The organism is Streptomyces sp. NPDC127197 (assembly GCF_042672405.1).
GTDB lineage: Bacteria > Actinomycetota > Actinomycetes > Streptomycetales > Streptomycetaceae > Streptomyces > Streptomyces flavusporus.
This window is the reverse complement of the sequence record NZ_JBHXVG010000009.1, coordinates 24,492-40,718: the sequence shown is the minus strand read 5'-3', so window position 1 is coordinate 40,718 and position 16,227 is coordinate 24,492. Positions and strand designations below refer to the sequence as shown.

General features: G+C 70.9%; 12 protein-coding genes and 4 pseudogenes. 8 read left to right on the top strand and 8 right to left on the bottom strand.

Features of this window, described 5'->3' with window-relative positions; all coding sequences use genetic code 11:
* The first annotated feature begins 4 nt into the window (after positions 1-4).
* Both ACFVJQ_RS16345 and ACFVJQ_RS16340 read left to right on the top strand, forming a co-directional pair.
* Complete coding sequence (locus tag ACFVJQ_RS16345; protein ID WP_385509529.1) at positions 5-202, top strand: DUF4236 domain-containing protein; 198 nt, start codon at positions 5-7, stop codon at positions 200-202.
* Positions 203-266: 64 nt separating this feature from the next.
* On the top strand, positions 267-1,796 hold the full coding sequence (locus ACFVJQ_RS16340) for a UDP-N-acetylglucosamine 1-carboxyvinyltransferase (protein WP_224733952.1): 1,530 nt from the start codon (positions 267-269) through the stop codon (positions 1,794-1,796).
* A 181-nt stretch (positions 1,797-1,977) separates the two neighbouring features.
* On the opposite strand, the gene ACFVJQ_RS16335 is transcribed toward ACFVJQ_RS16340, so the two are convergent.
* Together ACFVJQ_RS16335 and ACFVJQ_RS16330 are read right to left on the bottom strand one after the other, a co-directional pair.
* The gene (locus tag ACFVJQ_RS16335; RefSeq protein WP_385509527.1) at positions 1,978-2,901 is read right to left on the bottom strand and encodes a peptidoglycan-binding protein; all 924 of its coding nucleotides are present in this window, start codon (positions 2,899-2,901) and stop codon (positions 1,978-1,980) included.
* A 193-nt stretch (positions 2,902-3,094) separates the two neighbouring features.
* Positions 3,095-5,155, bottom strand: coding sequence for an ATP-binding protein (locus ACFVJQ_RS16330; protein ID WP_385784388.1), 2,061 nt, complete (start codon positions 5,153-5,155; stop codon positions 3,095-3,097).
* A 236-nt stretch (positions 5,156-5,391) separates the two neighbouring features.
* Here ACFVJQ_RS16330 and ACFVJQ_RS16325 point away from each other — a divergent pair, with 236 nt between their 5' ends.
* From ACFVJQ_RS16325 to ACFVJQ_RS16305, 5 genes are all read left to right on the top strand, one after another.
* Positions 5,392-6,819: an MFS transporter gene (locus tag ACFVJQ_RS16325; RefSeq protein WP_385784385.1), complete on the top strand. Its 1,428-nt coding sequence runs from the start codon at positions 5,392-5,394 to the stop codon at positions 6,817-6,819.
* Positions 6,816-8,159, top strand: a complete 1,344-nt coding sequence (locus tag ACFVJQ_RS16320) for a carotenoid oxygenase family protein (RefSeq protein ID WP_385784382.1) — start codon at positions 6,816-6,818, stop codon at positions 8,157-8,159. The genes ACFVJQ_RS16325 and ACFVJQ_RS16320 overlap by 4 nt, the downstream gene beginning before the upstream one ends.
* A gap of 35 nt (positions 8,160-8,194) precedes the next feature.
* The gene (locus ACFVJQ_RS16315) at positions 8,195-8,632 is read left to right on the top strand and encodes an SRPBCC family protein (RefSeq protein ID WP_385509523.1); all 438 of its coding nucleotides are present in this window, start codon (positions 8,195-8,197) and stop codon (positions 8,630-8,632) included.
* A gap of 153 nt (positions 8,633-8,785) precedes the next feature.
* Entirely contained in the window at positions 8,786-10,825 is a 2,040-nt protein-coding gene (locus ACFVJQ_RS16310) for an ATP-binding protein (RefSeq protein WP_385784379.1), read from the top strand.
* A gap of 130 nt (positions 10,826-10,955) precedes the next feature.
* Positions 10,956-12,383, top strand: a complete 1,428-nt coding sequence (locus tag ACFVJQ_RS16305; protein ID WP_385784376.1) for an NAD(P)/FAD-dependent oxidoreductase — start codon at positions 10,956-10,958, stop codon at positions 12,381-12,383.
* 130 nt (positions 12,384-12,513) lie between these two features.
* Here the strand turns inward: ACFVJQ_RS16305 and ACFVJQ_RS16300 are convergent.
* The 4 genes and pseudogenes from ACFVJQ_RS16300 to ACFVJQ_RS16285 all read right to left on the bottom strand — a co-directional run.
* Positions 12,514-12,888 (bottom strand): annotated as a pseudogene (locus ACFVJQ_RS16300) (hypothetical protein); the annotation flags it as partial.
* 37 nt (positions 12,889-12,925) lie between these two features.
* Entirely contained in the window at positions 12,926-13,231 is a 306-nt protein-coding gene (locus tag ACFVJQ_RS16295) for an RNase A-like domain-containing protein (RefSeq protein ID WP_385509520.1), read from the bottom strand.
* 29 nt (positions 13,232-13,260) lie between these two features.
* Positions 13,261-13,932 carry a hypothetical protein gene (locus ACFVJQ_RS16290; RefSeq protein ID WP_385784373.1) on the bottom strand — a complete coding sequence of 224 codons (672 nt, stop codon included), beginning with the start codon at positions 13,930-13,932 and terminating at the stop codon, positions 13,261-13,263.
* A 63-nt stretch (positions 13,933-13,995) separates the two neighbouring features.
* A pseudogene (locus tag ACFVJQ_RS16285) lies at positions 13,996-14,562 on the bottom strand (Scr1 family TA system antitoxin-like transcriptional regulator); the annotation flags it as partial.
* Positions 14,563-14,732: 170 nt separating this feature from the next.
* Here ACFVJQ_RS16285 and ACFVJQ_RS16280 point away from each other — a divergent pair.
* Positions 14,733-15,175: pseudogene (locus tag ACFVJQ_RS16280) on the top strand (ATP-binding protein).
* A gap of 32 nt (positions 15,176-15,207) precedes the next feature.
* On the opposite strand, the pseudogene ACFVJQ_RS16275 reads toward ACFVJQ_RS16280, so the two are convergent.
* A pseudogene (locus ACFVJQ_RS16275) lies at positions 15,208-15,841 on the bottom strand (nucleotidyl transferase AbiEii/AbiGii toxin family protein).
* Positions 15,838-16,200: a hypothetical protein gene (locus tag ACFVJQ_RS16270; protein WP_385509517.1), complete on the bottom strand. Its 363-nt coding sequence runs from the start codon at positions 16,198-16,200 to the stop codon at positions 15,838-15,840. Before ACFVJQ_RS16270 ends, ACFVJQ_RS16275 begins: the two are co-directional and overlap by 4 nt.
* Positions 16,201-16,227: the final 27 nt, after the last annotated feature.

Genomic DNA, 16,227 nt, shown 5'->3' with positions numbered 1-16,227 from the left:
ACGTATGCCACTCACGTTCCGCAAGAGTTTCCGCATCCTTCCCGGCGTGCGCCTGAACATCAACCGGCGCTCCTGGTCCCTCACGACGGGCGGCAGGCATGGGCCGCGTCGCACGCACAGCAGCACGGGACGTCGTACGACATCGGTTGATTTGCCCGGACCTTTCGGATGGCGTCGAACCCGTTCCACGGGACGGCGTTGACGTGCCGTCACCCGAATGGACCCCCCAACGGGCGCCATCTCATATCTGAGATAACCTCAGCCCCATGGCAGACGACTACCTCGTACGCATCGGCAAGCTCATCCGTGACGCCCGGCAACACCGGGGCTGGACACAGTCGCAGCTTGCCGAGGCGCTCGGAACCAGCCAGAGCGCCGTCAATCGCATCGAGCGCGGCAACCAGAACATCAGCCTTGAGATGATCGCCCGTATCGGTGAAGCCCTGGACAGCGAAATCGTCTCCCTGGGCTACTCGGGTCCGATGCATCTCAGGGTGGTCGGCGGTCGCCGGCTGTCCGGGGCCATCGATGTGAAGACGAGCAAGAACGCGTGCGTGGCACTGCTGTGCGCCTCACTGCTCAACAAGGGCCGCACGGTACTGCGTCGGGTCGCCCGCATCGAGGAGGTGTACCGCCTGCTGGAGGTGCTGGGCTCCATCGGCGTGCGCACCCGCTGGATCAACGACGGCATCGACCTGGAGATCGTGCCGCCGGCCGACCTCGACCTCGACTCCATCGACGCGGAGGCGGCCCGCCGCACCCGCTCCATCATCATGTTCCTCGGCCCGTTGCTGCACCGCATGGACCGCTTCAAGCTGCCCTACGCCGGCGGCTGCGACCTCGGCACCCGGACCGTCGAGCCGCACATGATCGCGCTGCGCCGGTTCGGCCTGGACATCGCGGCGACGGAGGGCCAGTACCACGCGCTGGTCGACCGCTCCGTCCGCCCCGACCGCCCGATCGTGCTGACGGAGCGCGGGGACACGGTCACCGAGAACGCGCTGCTGGCCGCCGCCCGCCACGACGGCGTGACCACGATCCGCAACGCCTCCTCCAACTACATGGTCCAGGACCTGTGTTTCTTCCTGGAGGCGCTCGGCGTCAAGGTCGAGGGCATCGGCACCACCACGCTCACCGTGCACGGCATGCCGAACATCGACGTCGACGTCGACTACTCCCCCTCCGAGGACCCGGTCGAGGCGATGAGCCTGGTCGCCGCCGCCGTCGTCACGGAGTCGGAGCTGACGGTGCGTCGGGTACCGATCGAGTTCCTCGAGATCGAGCTCGCGGTCCTGGAGGAGATGGGACTCGACCACGACCGCACGCCCGAGTACGTCGCCGACAACGGCCGTACGCGGCTGGTGGACCTCACCGTCAAACCCTCCAAGCTGGAGGCGCCGATCGACAAGATCCACCCGATGCCGTTCCCCGGCCTGAACATCGACAACGTGCCGTTCTTCGCGGCGATCGCGGCCTCCGCACAGGGCAAGACCCTCATCCACGACTGGGTCTACGACAACCGCGCGATCTACCTGACCGACCTCAACCGCCTCGGCGGCCGCCTCCAGTTGCTGGACCCGCACCGCGTCCTGGTCGAGGGCCCGACCCGCTGGCGCGCCGCCGAGATGATGTGCCCGCCGGCCCTGCGCCCCGCGGTCGTCGTCCTGCTGGCGATGATGGCGGCGGAGGGCACGTCCGTGCTGCGCAACGTGTATGTCATCAACCGGGGTTACGAGGATCTGGCCGAGCGGCTGAACTCGATCGGGGCGCAGATCGAGATTTTCCGGGACATCTGAGCGTCCTTCGCAAGAACGCCGTCGCACCCGTTCTGACCTGCATAAATGCGGATCATCGGGGGTGCGGCGGCGCTCCTGGGACTTCTCTGGGACTTTCGCATGGTCAAAATGCTGCATGGAACACCTGAGGTGCTTCGCGCCGCGACCAGGCGCTCGGCCGGGCCCTCCGGTCAGGAGCAGGTCATGAGAACAGCAGACGCCACGTCAGCGGACCCGGGTGGCCGTCGGCGTCGCCGCGGAGTTCCTTGCGGGACTTCTGGAAGTCGCGGACGTTGAGGCGGTCGGCCTCGCTCCACGTCCGGCTGGGCCCCACCTTGTAGTGGTCGCCGAAGCCGCGCTTCACCAGCTGCTTGCCGAGCTGGAGAACGTACTGGTTCGAGGCCCCGTCGCGGAAGTACTTCCGGCCGGGGAACGCGGGCACCGTCGGCTTGGCGGGCGGCTCGGGCTTCTCCGGGGAGGTGTCGTCGTCCAGGTCCAGCTCGGCCTTGGCGTACTTGAGGATGCGGGCGAAGTCGATCGCGCCGGGGTCGCCGTGGACGTTCTCGGGGACGTGCATGTGCCCGCACACCCCTTTGAACTTCTCCCACCCGGCTCCCGTCATCCGCTGGCCGCCGCCGTTGGCGTACGACGTCGGATACGCCGGCCACTGCCTGGGGCCGGACAGCGGAACGCCGTGCTCCTCGTGCATCCAGGCCAGGAACCTGGCGACGCCCCGGAGAGCCCAGTCGGGGGCATCCGGCCAGTAGACGTGTGCCTGGTCGGCGGCCTTCCACTTGGCGTGGGTCTTGGGGTCGCAGGTGCCGACCAGCTCGACCTGGCACACGTTCAGGGTGTTCGTCTCGACGCCGCCGCCCTTGTTGACCAGGGCCCGGGAGGAGGTCTCGATGTCGAAGTGCTGGTACCACCTCAGCTTCTTGGCCGCGAGATCGGGGACCGCGGTCAGGTTCGGTGCCGAGGAGCCGCCGCCGTAGCCCGGCAGGGTGCGGCCCTCCGTGGTGTGCAGGACGACGACGTTGACCTCCATCGCGTCCCCGGGGTGGTCGTCCTGGTACCAGTTCGCTCGGCTGGAGCCGGGGTAGCGCTGGGGTCCGGTCTTGGTGCTCATGCACAGCCTTCCTGAATCCTGGGTTCCCCGCGCCACACCGGCGTGCACGGGGATGAGCGGATTCTGACTCAACATCCGTTTTTTATGGGGCGGTTGAGAGAATCCGGCGGGGTGCCGCTCATGCTGTCGCGGATGACCGCTCACCCGGAAGCCCGCTTTGCTGCTCAGTCCTGCTCATCGCGCATGGGTGTGGTCACTCGGCGGGCGCTCCGCTCCGCTCCCTCCTCCACAGGAGCTCGCACACGCGCTCCATCCCCTGCGCGAGATGCCGCCGGTAGGTGCTGTAGGGGATGCCGAGCCGCTGCGCGGACGCCTCCTGGGTGCGCGGTCGTTCCAGGAAGGTCGTCGCCACCGCCCGGTGCGCCTTCACCGCTCGGGGTTCGTCGAGCAGCGCCTCGACCGTCTCGGTGAGCAGGCGCCTGAGCGCGTCCACGGGATCGCTGTTGCCGTACTCGGCCTCGACGGCGACCGTACGGCTGGACAGCAGCGGGTTGGACCGCAGGTCGTCGGGGTGGTGCAGGGCGCGCAGGGCGTCCCGGACCGCCCGGTCGAAGTCGGCCCGGGTGAGGGCCGCCTCGTCCGGCCGGTCGGCAGCCGGGAGCACGGACGGGTCGGAGAGGGCCCCCGGCTGCGTACGGTCGAACCAGATCTCCAGCGGGGTGACGCGCCAGTCACAGGCGAACGCCGTGAACACGCGCCCTTGGTCCCACGGTGTCTCGAACACCTGCCGGTGCCCGAGGTGGGACATCAGGGGCGTCCACAGCGCGGCGTCGGAGCTGAGGATGAAGGACCAGCCCAGTCCCTGGGATCTGATCCAGTCGACGCAGATGCGCAGTTGCATGAGGTGACCGACGTGGGATATCCCGCCGTACGTCACCGGATCCACCATGAAGCGGGCCAGGAGGAAGTGTTCGCCCGGGCGCAGCGGCGCGCTCCGCTCGACGTGGTCCCAGGCCGCCGCCACGACGGGGTCGGCCTCGGCCTCCTCGCTCCGCGCGGTCATCCGCAGCCAGGTCATGAACGCGACGGTCTCGCCCGTGTCGGTGCGCCGGTACACCATGAACGCCGAGGGCTGGTGCGCCAGCCAGTGCCGTACGAACCGCGCGGACCGTTCGCCCTCGACCTCCCGCGCCATCCTCACCAGCGTTTCGTGGTCCTCGGGGCGCAGGCTGTCCTCGTAGACGTCTCCTTCTTGGTCCAGGTCCTGGAAGTAGGGCGCCATCGGGCCATACCGCTTGAGGTAGGTGAGTGCGCGCAGAGCGCTCATCACGTCGGCGCCGGACGAGGTGCGGACCTGGGCCAGCAGATGGTGGCCGGCCCGGCGGTGCATCTGCTCGTAGCCCTGCGGGTCGCGCCAGCGCAGGTCCCGGTCGAGAATCTCGCGAACGAGGTCGTGGAGGAAGAGGCCGTGGCGGCCGTACTGGGCGAACGGCAGGCCGCGCAGCCAGGTGAACATCTCTGCGGCGTCCTGCTCGCCGATCACCGCCTTCAGCAGCCCCTCGGTCGTCGTCATGGTGTGGGCGGCCGTCTCCAGGGCCATCCGGTGTGTGGGAGAGGGCAGTTCACCGATCAGGGCCGCCAGCAGGGCGGCGATGACGTCGGGGGTCGGTTCCCAGGTCGCCTGCGGGCCGGCGTCGCTGACGGCGACCGAGGCCGCGAGAGTCAGCGCCAGGGGGTGGCCGCCGGTGAAGGACAGCACGGGCTGGTGGAGGGCGGGTGCCACCCCCCTGCGCTCCAGCAGGGCGGCGGAGGCGGCCGGGTCCAGCGGCGCGAGCGGCAGGATCTCCAGGGCCTCGCTCCAGGCGAGGTCGACCGTCCACGCCGTACTCGGCGGCAGCCGACCCGCGATCACGACGACGGCACGCTCGGGCAGGTGCGGCAGGAACCTGTCGCGCAGCCAGCCCTCCAGCCCCTGGCAGCGCTCGAACGCGTCGACCAGGAGGACGAGTTCGTCCCCGGGGCCCGCGCCCGCCGCCTTGGCCGCCTCCGCCTCGAAACCGAGCGGCGAGGGGTCGATGAGCCGGCCGTCGACCTCGACGACGATGCGTCCCGCGTCGCGGGCCTCGTCAGCGAACCGCCTCAGCAGCGCCGACTTGCCGACCCCGCCGGGACCGTGCACGTAGAGGACGGCCCCCGCGCCCGGCTCCTGTCGCAGAGCGGCTCCGAAGCGCCCCAACTCCGCGGACCGTCCGACGAACGCCCTGTCCCGCGCGGAGTTCAGCCGCTCCGCCAGACTGCCGGGCACCCGCTCCATCGCCATCCCCCCTGAACCCCCGCGTGCGGCGCATCGACACGACAAGGCACACCCTACGTCGATGCGTGGGCCAGCCACGTGTCGTCGGCGAGCACCACTGAGCACCAGTGAGCATCCGACTGATCTGGGGGCCGCCCGGCGAGCCGGGACAGCATGGGCAGCGCCGACGCGATCGACAGCCCGGGAGCCCCACCGTGGGGCGTCCGTCTGCCCGGCCAGCCGTCTGAAAGGCCGTCATGCCTGCTCTCACACCCTCCCCGCATCCACCCGCACAGCGCTCCGGTGCCGTACTCGCCCTGCTCACCACCGCGCAGTTCCTCGTCGTCCTCAACACGTCCGTCGTGAACGTGGCGCTGCCCGCCATCGGGAGTGATCTCGGCGCCGGGCAGGCCGTGTTGACCTGGGTCGTGGGCGCCTACGTGCTCGCCTTCGGCGCCCTGCTGCCGGTGGGCGGACGGCTGGCCGACCTGTTCGGCAGCCGCAGGGTCTTCCTCACCGGGCTCGCCCTGTTCGCCGCCGGATCGCTCGCGGCGGGCATTCCCTCGGGGGCAGGACCGCTCATCGCCGCGCGGGCGGTGCAGGGTGTCGGCGCCGCCGTGCTGTCACCAGCCGCCCTGGCCCTCCTGCTGGCGCAGTCCTCGCCGGGCCCGGTCCGCGGCAGGGCGCTCGGCCTGTGGGGAGCGGCCACGGCGGCGGGCGGCGCGGCAGGGGTCCTCCTCGGCGGGGTGCTGACCGACGTCGTGGGCTGGTGGTCGGTCTTCGCGGTGAGCGCGATCGGCACCGTACCGTTGCTGCTGTCCGTGCCGCGCCTCGTCCCCCGCGACGCGCGTGGCCGCACCGGTCGGCTCGATCTGCCGGGTGCTCTCGTCATGACCGCCGGCCTGGTCCTGCTCGTGTACGGCCTCGGCGCACGGGACGACGGGTCCACCACGCTCGGCATGTTGCTGCCGGTGGCCGGGGTGTTCCTGCTGCTGAACCTCGTCTCGGTCGAACGCCGCGCGGAGAACCCGCTGATCCCTCCCGCGCTGCTGCGCAACCGGCCGGTCGTGGCGGGCAATCTGCTCATGCTGCCGCTCGGCATGGTGTGGCTCGGCACCTTCTTCTTCCTGCCGCTCTACCAGCAGAAGGTCCTCGGTTACGACCCGTGGAAGTCCGGACTCACCCAACTCCCGTTGGCAGCCGCCCTCATGGCGGCCTCCGCGCTGGCTGGACGGCTGCGGGGAACGCTCGTGCCCGGCTTCGCGCTCCTCGCCGCGGGACTGTTCTGGCTGGCCCGTCTTCCGCTCGACGGCACTTTCCTGACCGACCTGCTCGGCCCGACCGTGCTGATCGGCCTCGGCCTCGGTCTCGCCTTCGTGCCGCTGACCGCGCTCGGCGTGACCGGCGTGGACGCAGATCACGTGGGCGTGGCGGGCGGGCTCGTCAACACCACGCGGCAGGTCGGCGGGGCCCTGGGCCTCGCGGTCCTCGCCTCCCTCGCGGCACCGGCGGCCGGTACCGCCGTGGCCGGCCCGGCAACCCTGGCGCACGGATACCGCCGCGCCCTCGTCGGCGCGGCCGTCATCGCCGTGCTGGCCGCGATCGGCGCAGGCGCCCACCAAAGGATCGGCACCCGCGCCACCACCCGTACCAGCGAACCGATCAAAGAGAAGGAACCCTCATGAAGCCCTATCTGACCGGCCACTACACCCCGCACGTCGACGAGATCACCGCCCATGACCTGCGCGTCGAGGGGCACCTGCCCCCCGAACTGTCCGGACGGCTGATCCGCAACGGCCACAACCCCAAGCCGGGCGTCACCCCCACCCACTGGTTCAAAGGCAGCGGCATGGTGCACGGCATCCGGCTGCGCGACGGGCGTGCCGAGTGGTATCGCAACCGCTGGGTCCGCACGCCGGCGCTGGGCGGGGCGCCCTACATGACCGAGCACGGCCCGGACCTGACGGCCAGCACCGCGGGCACCCACGTCATCGAGCACGCCGGCCGGCTGCTGGCGCTGTGCGAGTCCAACCTGCCCTTCGAGCTGACACCGGAGCTGGAGACGGTCGGGCCGTACGACTTCGACGGAAAGCTCACCGACGTCATGACCGCCCACCCCAAGCACGACCCGGCCACCGGCGAACTGCACTTCTTCAGCTCCTCGCCGTTCCCGCCGTATCTGACCCACCACGTCGCCTCGGAGAAGGGGGAACTGCTGCGCAGCGAGGACGTGCCGGGCGCCAGTGCGTCACTCAAGCACGACTTCGCCGTCACCGAGCGGTACGTGGTCTTCGTCGAGGGAACGGTGACCTTCGACCCCACGGAGACCTCGGGCATCCCCTACGCCTGGAAGGACGAGCAGCCCGCCAGGATCGGTGTGCTGCCGCGCGGGGAGGGCGGGGCCGCGCAGGTCCGGTGGTTCGGCATTGAGCCAGGATCGATGCTGCACGCGGCCAACGCCTACGAGGACGACCGGGGGCGCATCGTGCTGGAGGGCCCCACCGTGGACCGGGAGGGCTTCCGCCGGTCCTGGAACTGGTGGGTGGGTTCACCGGAGCGCGGGGCCACCCCCAACTCCCGTTCCTTCAACCGGCAGTGGGTGATCGACCTGGTGGCCGGCACCGTACGCGAGCAGACCGTCGACGACCTGGTCGTGGAGTTCCCCACCATCAACGAGGAGCTCACCGGCCGCAGGCACCGCTACCAGTACGCGATCTCCTTCCCGGACGACCGGGGCGTCGGGAACTTCGGCGTCGTCAAGTACGACCGAACCACCGGGGCACGTTCCGTCCGGAGCGTCGGCGACGGGCGACTGCCCAGCGAGGCGCTCTTCGTACCCGCCGAGCACGGCACCTCGGAGGACGACGGCTATCTGCTGACCGTCGTCAGTGACCTGCACGCGGACGCCTCCCAGCTCCTCGTCCTGGACGCCACCGACATCACGGCCGCGCCCGTCGCCACCGTGCACCTGCCGCGCAGGGCCGCCGCCGGAATCCACGGTTCCTGGATCGCCGATCGGGACTGAGCACCCTGTACGACCAATTCGCAGAGAAGGAAGCCATGAAGGACATCGACCGTTCAGCCCCCGTCATCGTCGAGCTGACCACCACCATCGATTCCACCCCCGAAACGCTCTGGGCCCTGCACACCGACGTCAACGCCTGGCCGAGCTGGAACGTGGGCATCGACAAGGCCCACCTGTCCGGGGACTTCGCCGAGGGCAGTGTCTTCGACTGGGAGACGGCGGGCATGAGCATCAGCTCACGCGTCATGGAGGTACGCCCCCTGCGCCGCACCGTGTGGGGCGGCCCGGCCCACGGCATCGAGGGCGTCCACGTCTGGATCTTCGAGCCGGACGGGGACGCCACGGTCGTCACGACCCTCGAATCCTGGGCGGGGGCACCGGTGGAAGCCGACCCGGAGGGGATGCGCACGGCCCTGGAAGGCGCTCTGAGGGCATGGCTGAAGGCGTTGAAGTCTGCCGCCGAGGGGTCGTGACCGAACCACGCTCTCCATGCGGCCGGTTCGACCACCGGCCATCGTAAAGCCCCAGCCTCACCGCATCCCTGAGGACCCGTCAGTTTGCTGGCGGGCCCTTGTGGTGTGAGTCTGCCGTTGGCCGTGTGGGTCACGGCCGGAGAGGGGGGCTCCATGAGCGGTGGGGCGAACAGGGTGGGGGATCAGGTACAGCAGGCGCGGGACCGCGTCTTCACGGGGAGGATGGCCGAGCTGGGCCTCTTCCGCTCCGCGCTGTCCGGCGAAGCGAAGGCGCCCGCGGTGCTGTACGTGCACGGGCCCGGCGGCATCGGGAAGTCCATGCTGCTGCGCCGTTTCGCCGCCGAGGCGCGGGCGGCGGGACGTGAGGTGGTCGAGGTCGACGGCCGGCTCATGGAGCCCACGCCCGAGGCGTTCGAGAAGGAGGCCGGGGCGGTGCTCACCGACGAGCGGGCCGTCCTGCTCGTCGACACCTTCGAGCGCTGCCAGGGGCTCGAAGGCTGGCTGCGGGACCGGTTCCTGGTCCGGCTGCCGGCCGACGCGCTGGTGGTCGTCGCGGGGCGGCAGCCACCGGACGCGGGGTGGATCTCCGATCCGGGCTGGGCCGATCTGCTGCGCACGGTCGCCCTGCGCAACCTCGCCCCGGAGGAGGCCACGGCCTTCCTGCGCGCCCGTGGCGTGCCGCAGGGGACGCGGTCCGCCCTGCTGGCCTTCACCGGTGGCCACCCGCTCGCCCTGGCGCTCGCGGCGGCGGTGGCGGTGGGGGACTCGGCGGGGTCGGCGGGCTGGGAGCCCAGCCGGGACGCCATCGCCACCCTGCTGCCCCGGCTGATCGGCGAGGTCCCCTCCCCGGTGCACCGCCGGGCCCTGGAAGTGTGCGCCCACGCGTACGTGACCACCGAGACACTGTTGCGTGCCGTACTCGGGGACGAAGCGGCGCCGATGTTCGCCTGGCTGCGCGGCCTGCCCTTCGTCGAGTCCGCCCGGCACGGCCTGTTCCCGCACGACGTGGTGCGTGAGGTGCTGGAGGCGGACCTGCGCTGGCGCGACCCCGAGGGTTTCGCCGAGCTGCACGGTCGGCTCAGCCGCCACCTGCTCGAACAGATCCGGTCGGCTCCCGAGAGCGGGATGCTCCCGGCCGTCGGCGCGTTCATGTTCCTGTACCGGACCGGCCGGCACATGGCCGACTACAACAGCTGGCGCGGCGGCGAGGTGGTGTCGACCGCCTGCGAACCGGCGGACCACGCCACGGTTCTAGACCTGGTGACCGAGGTCGAAGGGCCCGATTCGGCGGCCGCCGCCCGTTTCTGGCTGGACCGGCAGCCGGAGGCGTTCCGGGTCTGCCGCACCACGCGGGACGACGAGATCGTGGGCTTCTCGGCCTGGCTGCAGCTGACCGAGCCGCACGGCGAGGACGTCGACCCCGTGGTCGCGGCGGCCTGGTCGCACACCCGGAGCACGGCCGCACTGCGTGACGGGGAGCATCTGGCGATGGCCCGCTTCTCCCTGACCTCGCCGCGCTACCCGAAGATCTCACCGGTCGAGGACCTCCACCAGTGGCGGGGTGTGGCCGAGGTCGCCCGCGCCGAGGGGCGGGTGGCCTGGATGTACGTCGCCATACGCTCCGGGGACTTCTGGCGGCCCTATCTGACGAGCCTCGGTCTGACGACGATCGGGAACCGACCGCGGGTCGGGCACCTCACGTACGACCTGTACACGGTCGACTGGCGGACACAGTCGGTGCGGGCGTGGGCGGAGCAGAGGACCCGACTGATGCTGTCGGGCGTGCCCGGCGTCCCCCAGACACCGGCCGTGGTCTCCGGGCGGAGCGCCGAGTACGCCGTACTGTCCCGGCCGGAGTTCGACACCGCCGTACGGGACGCACTGCGCGGACTCTCACGGGCGGAGGATCTCGCGCTGAACCCGCTCGCCCGCAGCAGGCTGACCGCCGGGCCGGGGGCCGAACTGGCGGACCTCCTGGCCGAGTCCGTCGACGCGCTGCGCGCGGAGCGGGGCGGCGAGAAGTACCACCGGGCGGTGGCGGCGACCTATCTGCACGGCGCGCCCACCCAGGAGGCGGTCGCCGCGCGGCTGGGGCTGCCCTTCAGCACGTACCGCAGACACCTGAGCGTGGGCATCGCGCGGGTCTGCGACGCGTTGTGGCGTCGGGAGATCTACGGGACGGATGCCCGCTGACGCCGCAGTGACCGGGTGAGCAGCAACCGAGCAGAAACGAGCAACCGCGGGCACCGGACCTGTCTGGTGGGTGAGCAGCGAGCAGACCGAGGGTGGCTCCTGTCGCTGATCGATACCAGGAGGCACTGAGATGGACGTAGTTGTGGTGGGAGCCGGACCCGTCGGCATGACGGCCGCGATGCTGCTGGCCCGGGAGGGGCACCGGGTCACGGTGCTGGACCGGGATCCGGGCGCTCCCCGGGGCGGTGCGGAAGAGGCGTGGGACGTGTGGGAGCGGCCCGGAGTCGGCCAGTTCCGGCATCCGCACATCCTGCTGCCGGCGGCGTTCCGGACGCTGGTGGACGAACTGCCCGAGGTGGTCTCCGAGTTGACGGCGCTGGGCGGCGTGCCGTGCAATCTGCTCAGTGGCGCGTGGGGGCTGGACGCCATCGGCGGTCGGCGTCCGGGCGATGAGCGGTTCGCCATGATGGCCGCCCGGCGCCCTGTCGTCGAGGCCGCGCTCTCCGCCGTGGCCGCCCGCACCCCGGGGCTCTCCGTCCGCCGTGACACGGCCGTCTCCGCACTCCTGACCGGCCACGAGCGGGTGCCCGGGCGGCCACATGTCGCCGGGGTGCTCACCCGTGGCGGCGAGGCCGTGCACGCCGACCTGGTCGTCGACGCGGGCGGCCGCAACTCGCCGCTGGGCGGGATGCTCCGGGACCTCGGCGCCCCCGGACCGGTGGAGGAGCGCGCCGAGAACGGATTCCTCGCCTACACCCGGTACTTCCGCTCCTCCGACGGCAAGCTGCCGAAGTGGCCGGTCTGGCGGGTGGCCCACTACGACAGCGTGACGACCGTCGCCATCGAGGGCGACGCGGGGACGTGGGCGTTGTCCGTGGGGGTGTCCCGCCGCGACCGCGCCCTGCGGGGGCTGCGCGAAGCCGGCGCCTGGCACCGGGCGGTGGCGCTGTTCCCCGACGTCGCATATCTGGCCGAGGAGGGCGAGCCGATCAGCGGGATCATGGCCATGTCCGGCATGGAGAGCAGGCACCGGCGGTTCGTGATCGGCGGTCGGCCGGTGGCGACCGGAGTGCTGAGCGTCGGCGACGCCTGGGCGACCACCAATCCGCTCTTCGGCCTGGGCATGTCCATGGGCGCCCTGCACGCCACCGCCCTGCGCGACCTCCTGCGCACGGCGGGCCCCGACGAGCCGGAGAAACTCGCCCTGCGGTTCGACGAGTTCACCCGGACCTCCCTGGCCCCGATCCAGCAGGGCCTGGCCGACTGGGACCGGCACCGGCTCGCCGAGATCGACGCCGCCACACACGACGTCCCGGTCCCGTACGAGACCGACGACCGCGACTGGCACTTCAGGCGGGCGCTGGACACCGCCAAGCTGCGGGATCCCGAGCTGTTGCGGGCCTTCGCGGACATCGGCTCGCTGCTGGCGACCGCCGAGGAGACGTTCACCGACCCCCGCCTGGAGGGAATGGTCGCCGAACTCGGCCGCACGGCGCCCCACTACTCCGATCCGGGACCGTCACGGGTCGAGCTCCTCGCCGCAGTCGGTGCGGAGTGAACACTCACCCCCGCTGAGCACTCGCTCTCACCCTCCGTCGGCGGCGGCGCGCGGCAACGGGCGCCGCCGCCAGGAACCCCAGGGCCGCATCCATCACGGTCACTCGCCTCTCGCGCGCGAGCAACGGGCCAGCATGCCACTCCCAGTGGGTGGCGAGCGTGGCGGGCGGCGGCACCTCGCCCTGCTCGATGCTGCGCTTGAGGTGGTCGGCGAGGGTGAACAGCCACTCCTGGACCTCGCCTTCGGGCAGGCCCACGTCGGGAATGGCGTAGAACTCGCCCAGTCGCAGCCGGAGCCGTCCGGGCGGGTTCTCGGCGTACTCCCGCACCTGTCGTTCGGCGACAGCCAGTGCCCAGGGCCGGGTGTGCCAGGTATACCGGAGGTAGGCCGTCAAGGCTTCGCCGGGCGCGTCCGGGGTGTCGTCCGCCGGCTGCCCGACGTAGGCACGGACCACCTGGTCCAGTTCGCCGTAGCGGCGGTCGTGTTCGAGAGGGCTCAAGGGCACGGGGATCGGCCTTTACCGATGATCGGGGGTGGACTGGCTACAGGTAGACGGGGAACGTGGCGTGGACGACGAAACCGTGCGGGGCGGACGGGTCCCGCCTGAGCACGACCCGCGCGGCACGCACATCGACGGGCTCCCGCCCCGCCGGCATCATCGCCTGCAACAGCACCCGGCCGACCGGTTCCGGCCGCGACGGCCAGGACGCCTCGATGGTCAGGCGCGGGCGAGTGCCCTGGGCGAGCCAGCGGTGGATGAGCCGCTCGTTGGCGGTGACGACCTGCTGCGTGGCCCACAGGGCGGTTTCACGGTCGGGACAGGTGGCGGACCGGTTCACGGACGGCATGGCAGACGGGACCTCTGGTGGATGTCGGGTCAGGGCAGTGCGACGTGTTCCTGCTGCATGTGGTCGTCGACGGCCTGGAGCAGGTCACGCAGCGCCTGGGGGGTCGCCCAGCCGACGACGGGGGACAAGCCGTCCTGCATGGCCCGCTCCCCCGGGAAGAGCACCAGCGCGGACTGGGCCTCCGCGGCGAGCGGAGCCAGGAACTCACCGCAGTAGGGGTGCTCGGAATCGATCGCGGCCTCCAGGGACTCCTCAAGGGTCGCGAATTCCCCCTCGTACACCCAGTTGACCCCGAATCCGGAAAGCTGGGGGAATCTGACGTCGATCTCCCAGCGGGACAAAGGGAGCTCGTCGTAGTCGTCCTGCGGGTCCTGTTCCAGGGCGCGGAGCTTCTCCGCCAGGGAGTGCAGGTACGCGGCGGCGTCCGCTCCGGCGCCGGCTCGCTCCAGGAACTGCCGGAATTCCCGGGGCGGGGCTTCTGTACCGTCGGCGCAGAGACCGGCGACATGGTCGAGCAGCGCAGTCACGGTGGCGAGCGGGCACACCCAGTCCGTGGCGACGGTCGCGCGCGTGGTCCGGATGAAACGCCGCAGCTCAATGTCGAGGGACAGCGATCCCCCGGAATCCCGCACCGCGGCGGCGAGCTCCAGGACCCTTCTCATCGGGCCGTCGATGAAGAGACGCGCGGTGTGCAAGATCAAGCCGTCACCGTCCTCGTTGTCACGAACATGAATCACCAGCGAACTTCCGATCCGCTAAGGACTGACAATGAAGCCGAACGGCACGGTCGGCCGCTCCTTCATCATCGTCTGCCGCTCCATCCGTGCGGCGAGCTGAGCCTCCGTCTGTTCATCGGTCAGCAGCGGGATGCTGTTGTCGAACACCGCCCGCGCATACGCCTCCGACTGCAACAATCCCGGCACCAACCGGCACTCGTACGTGCACAGGCTCACCGCCTCCCGCTCCAGCCGCGCCCACCGGCGGAACCACGTCGCGAGACCCGCCTCGCCCCGGGTCAGATGACGGGCGGCCTTCCGCAGCGCACCGGTGTTGCCGAGTGCCTCCTCCGCGCGCTCCACGAACGCCTGGTCCGGCATCCGGCGGCCCAACTCCACCGATTCCACAGTGTGTTTGGAGTACTGGACCCGGGCACTGAGGTCGACCCGGCTGAGCCCCGCGTGCTCGCGCAGTGCCTGGACGACCGCGCCGAACGTGCGCAAGCTGTCGGACGGGGGAGGCTCCCGCTCCCACTCCCCCGCCGGAACCGCCCGTGCGCCGGCGCCTCTGGTTGCGTGCTCGGCTCCGGCCTCGTCCCCTTCGACGATGTCCATCCGCCGCCCCTCTCTCCGTACCGCACCGCGACGAGCTCCTTACCGCCCCCACTCACCACTCAGCGTGATGGCACTCCCGGCGTACTGTCCACTTCGCGTGTCCGTACACTGACTCCGCGTACGGGGCGTCACGCTCGTACCCACCCGCATCCGGCCGCCACGCTGGCGTCATGAACCACGCCGTTCCCCAACTCGACGCCCCCGCCCACACCTTTACGCAACTGCTGTCGTCCACGCGGCGCGGCGCCCGGCTCGCCCGGCTCCTCACCGTGACCGAGCTGCGCTCCTGTGGCGCTCCGCAGGACCTTACGGAGCGTGCTGAAATCGTCGTCGCAGAGCTTGCCGCCAACGCCGTCCTTCACGGCCGCGTGCCGGGCCGCGACTTCCGGCTCACGCTCGTCTTCGAGCCGTCGGCCGGGCGCCTGCGCGCGGAAGTCACCGACGCCCGCGGGGACTTTTACCCGCGGATCCTTCCGAGCCCGATGCGCTCCGCGCCGGCAGGCGCGGCCTGTCGCTCGTCGCCACCCTCGCCGACCACTGGGACTGCGTCTCCTACCCGTCCGGCGGCAAGACCGTCCGGGCCGAGCTCCTCGACACCACGACCAGCGCGTGATCATGCCAACGGGAGAGGGGTACGGCCTCCCGTCAGGCGTTCTCGTCATGGATCCGCGCCGCCAGGTCCTCCGCCCACTCCAGCGCCCACCTCTTGAGCTTTTCGATCTGCCGGGAGGTGAGCCCGTACGCGGCGTAGTCCTCGTCCTCGTACCAGTCCGCACCGGTGAGCCGGTCGTGGAGGTCCTCGAGGCTGAACTCGTCGTGGGCGCGGCGGCGGCCGAGGGTTTCGAGGTCAGCGGTGGCGGGAGGCGGCCTGGACGTCGATGAGGTCGCGGACGGTGCCGCGGTCGGCGAGGGCGCGGACCTTGGTACCGATCACGTCGTCGAGGGATAGAACCGGGCCGTAGGGGGTCTGGGCAGGTGGGGCCCAGAATGCCTCCTTGAGGACGTCGACCTCGCACTCCTCGCCGGTGTCCGGGTCGGTGACGAGGAACCGGCCGCTGAGCGGGTCGGTCTGGACATGCGTGGTGAGGCCGGCTGTGAGGGAGGCGACGATCTCGTCCATCGGGGCGGGGTTCTCGGTGGCGACGTCGAGGTCACGGCTGATGCGTTCGACCAGGCCGTGGGCCTGCACGGCGTATCCGCCGGTGAGGACCAGAGGATAGGGGGAGCCGAGGTCGAGGATGTCGGCAAGGAGACGCTCGTGGAGCGGGGTGAGCTTCACGCGGTGGTCGTGTCGGCCGGAGCGGTGCGGGGCAGTTCGGGGAAGGCGTCCTCCCAGACCTCGCGGATGTAGGGGCTGACCAAGCGACGCAGAACGGGCCACTGCTCGGCCAGCAGCCGGTGGTGAAGGAAAGCCGCCAGGTCCTCGCGCAGGCCCTCGGCGAGGACCGTCCGGTAGAGCGTCATGCGGGACTTCGGGCGGTCCAGACTGTAACTCGTCCGCCCGGACCAGACGATGTGGAGCGGCAGGTCGACGGTGCCCTCAACAGGGCCGGCCAGCTCCTGCAGGCACTCGGGCAACCGACTGCGGTAACGGTCCCGCAGCACCTCAGCGCGGGAGGCGGTGGTCGTCGCATCCATGCGTCCAGTATCGCTGGTGGGAGGCAG